At 56.9% G+C, this 2678-nt stretch carries 3 protein-coding genes; 1 reads left to right on the top strand and 2 read right to left on the bottom strand.

The window, feature by feature from the left end; genetic code table 11:
- A partial coding sequence (locus tag ACETWG_08530) for a 4Fe-4S binding protein (GenBank protein MFB0516636.1) occupies positions 1–917 on the bottom strand: 917 nt, incomplete at its 3' end.
- Positions 918–919: 2 nt separating this feature from the next.
- A complete protein-coding gene (locus ACETWG_08525) occupies positions 920–1828 on the bottom strand; it encodes a DUF362 domain-containing protein (protein ID MFB0516635.1) in 909 nt (302 codons plus the stop codon).
- 527 nt (positions 1829–2355) lie between these two features.
- Here ACETWG_08525 and ACETWG_08520 point away from each other — a divergent pair.
- Positions 2356–2607, top strand: a complete 252-nt coding sequence (locus tag ACETWG_08520; GenBank protein MFB0516634.1) for a hypothetical protein — start codon at positions 2356–2358, stop codon at positions 2605–2607.
- Positions 2608–2678: the final 71 nt, after the last annotated feature.

The raw sequence follows: 2678 nt of genomic DNA, 5'->3' as shown, positions 1-2678 counted from the left end.
TGGCGCCGGGAATAATCGATGGGCGTGTGATACGGCCGCCAGTGCCAGCGGTAGCTGATCGCCTTCGCCTTCGGCGGGCACTTTTCGGAGCAGTTGAAGCACTCGATGCATTCCACCTTGTTGGTCTCTGTGACCTTATCCTCCGGGATGGCGTTCATCTTGCAATCCTGGTAACACTTCCCGCAGTCGGGACAGGTAGCGCTTACCAGCCGCTCGTAGAACCGGAACTGGGAGAGGAATCCCAGGAGCGCACCGGCGGGACAGAGGTTCCGGCACCAGAAGCGCCGGGATAACTTCTCCAGCGCCAGAATAGCCCCGAAGAAGAGGGCCACCCAGAAAACCTGCTGAAAGTGGGCCTGCGGTTCCGGCATCAGGAGGGCTTTAAACCCGTCATACAGCCTGTTGGCCGGTCCTTCCAGGAAGGAAATCTTGCTGAGCCCTACCAGGGTGGACTCCGCCACCAGCGTCGCCAGGGGGTAGAGCACCACCGTCAGCGCGCGGTTGAAGATAGCCAGCGGGTCCAAGAAGCCCCAGACGTGCAGGGAGAAGATTGCCAGCACGACCGTGCTGAAAAGGATGACATACTTCAAGGGTCGCAATGACCGCCAGCGCTGCGCCTTCCGGTTATCGGGCGGCTTGATGGCACGGCTGGTGACGTCCAGGGTGGTGCCCAGGGGACAGATCCAGCCGCAGAAAAAGCGTCCCAGAAAAGGGGTCAGCACCAGGATAATCAGCGCCGGCCAGAACAGCAGCGAGATCCGCAAATGGTCGATAAAATCAAACAGGGGGATGAGAGGACTGAACCGCAGGAAGATGTCCGCCGGTAGGCGGCCGGAATAGGGGTAGCGTGCTATAATAAAAAGCAGGATAAAGAATAGGAGGAAACCGACCTGGACCCATCGCCGGGCCTTTGCCATGCTCACGAAAGACTTATTTTCTCCAGCTTCAAGTTGGCTACATCATATCGATTGAGCCCCCGCCGCACGGCTTCCTGAATATGCCCCACCTGCTGGGGCTCCAATCCGAACAGCGCGGTCGCCACGTAATCAGCCGTCACGATACAGGGACTCATGATCAGGCTGCGCGGTTGTTTCACGTCAGCCAGATTGCCCCCGGTGGGTCCATTGCGGGTTAGTATCCGGTAAGCGTCGATTATGGTCAGGGTCGGAAGAATTTCGGAGGCGATATCCACCAGTTTGATCGAAAAGCCGTTGTGGATTTCACCCCGGGAACCGCCCATGACCCCCATCAAGTTCTTTAAGCCCAGCGTAGCCCGACATAGATAGTGATGCTTGGCCACCGGCACATTGATCACCTTGTCAGCTTCCAGGTAGTCCTGATAAATGGGCCACTCCTTCAACCTCTCGCCCTTACGCAGGGCGATGGTCTTGAAGCGGTGCTCCCGGACCTGCTGGACTTCGGCACCCGCTTCTTTAGCCCTGGCCTCGATCTCGCTGCTTCGATAGCAGCGGAGTGCAACGTCACACGAGCGGTCAAATACCTTTACCTTCCTGGCTCCGGCATCCAGACAGAGCTTGACAAGCTCGGCAATCAGGTCGGGATTGGTATTGGCGGCATATTCCGGGGCCCGGTCCCAGCCGATATTGGGCTTTACGACTACAATGTCTCCCTTGGATATGAATCGCCCCATACCGCCGTATGCTGCCGCGGCGGCACGTATTAATTGCATGGGTTCACCGTTTTCCACCCAGACGACATCGGGAACCGGCTGATTCACCAGTGCTTTAAGCAGGGACCTGCCGGAGAGAAGGGGAGACAGTCCAATGAGACCTGCCGTAGTCGTTTTCAGAAAATCAAGTCGCTTCATAACGTGCCTATCTCTTATATCTCATCTCTTATATCTCAGCGTTGAATGTCTTCAGAACCTGGTAGACTCTTCAGGTAAAAACTAAGTGCTGCAAGTGGCTATTTCAAGGTTATCCTCGCGCCACTCTTAGAGGCGCTTCTATTGGATCTAAGGCTTGCCGGTATGGGGCGGGTGTTCCAGGAGCATCGGGCAAGCGCTGCTGAAGTGTCCCCCAGGGTCATCCTGAGTTTACCCCGCGTAACGAATGGTAGCCAGGCTGGTCGCAGGATCTCCGACCCAAAGCATATCAAAACTAAAAAGCCCCGGACGCTTCCGGGGCTCTCTGCTGGTGGCTTCCTTAAGGCTATCATTTGCCCACTCTGCGCATGGAGCGCCAGAACCGTGCACGTCCACCGGTAAGTGTACTAACTACTAACGACCATCAACTAAAAACTAATTTTTTCGCGCATCCGACGCACTGGGCGCACCAGGCGAACGACAAGGCCTATCTGTTGTGCGTAATCTTGCCCGGTAATGGAAACGCAAGTATGCAAAGGAGTGAGATCATGATACCCTTTTTCAAGCCTGGAACGCGGACGTATATCCTGTCGGGGCTGGCGCTGTTGAGTGCGCTGCTGCTGCAGGCCCATAGCCAGGGGGTCCTGTCGCTGGCGCCGATGGTGAAGCTGTTGCTGACCTTCGTGCTGACGGTAGTGCTTCCGCTGGTGCCGGTCTTCATCCGCAAGGCGATTGCGGCCATGGAGGCGGAAGCCAAGTCCAAGGCCAAGGCCCCAAAGTAGAGGAGCGCTGAGATCATGGCGGCGGATAAAGCCCACGCGACGTTGCTGGAGAAGTTGGCGGCGATCAAGGT

It is taken from the genome of Candidatus Neomarinimicrobiota bacterium (assembly GCA_041862535.1).
Classification (GTDB): domain Bacteria; phylum Fidelibacterota; class Marinisomatia; order SCGC-AAA003-L08; family TS1B11.
Note: the sequence above shows the minus strand (reverse complement) of the source record. Positions and strands in the feature narration are given on the sequence as shown.

What these genes read in the sequence shown, in the direction of transcription:
- ACETWG_08525 (MFB0516635.1), bottom strand. Translation starts at nt 1,828, where the DNA reads ATGAAGCGACTTGATTTTCTGAAAACGACTACGGCAGGTCTCATTGGA.
- ACETWG_08520 (MFB0516634.1), top strand. Translation starts at nt 2,356, where the DNA reads ATGCAAAGGAGTGAGATCATGATACCCTTTTTCAAGCCTGGAACGCGG.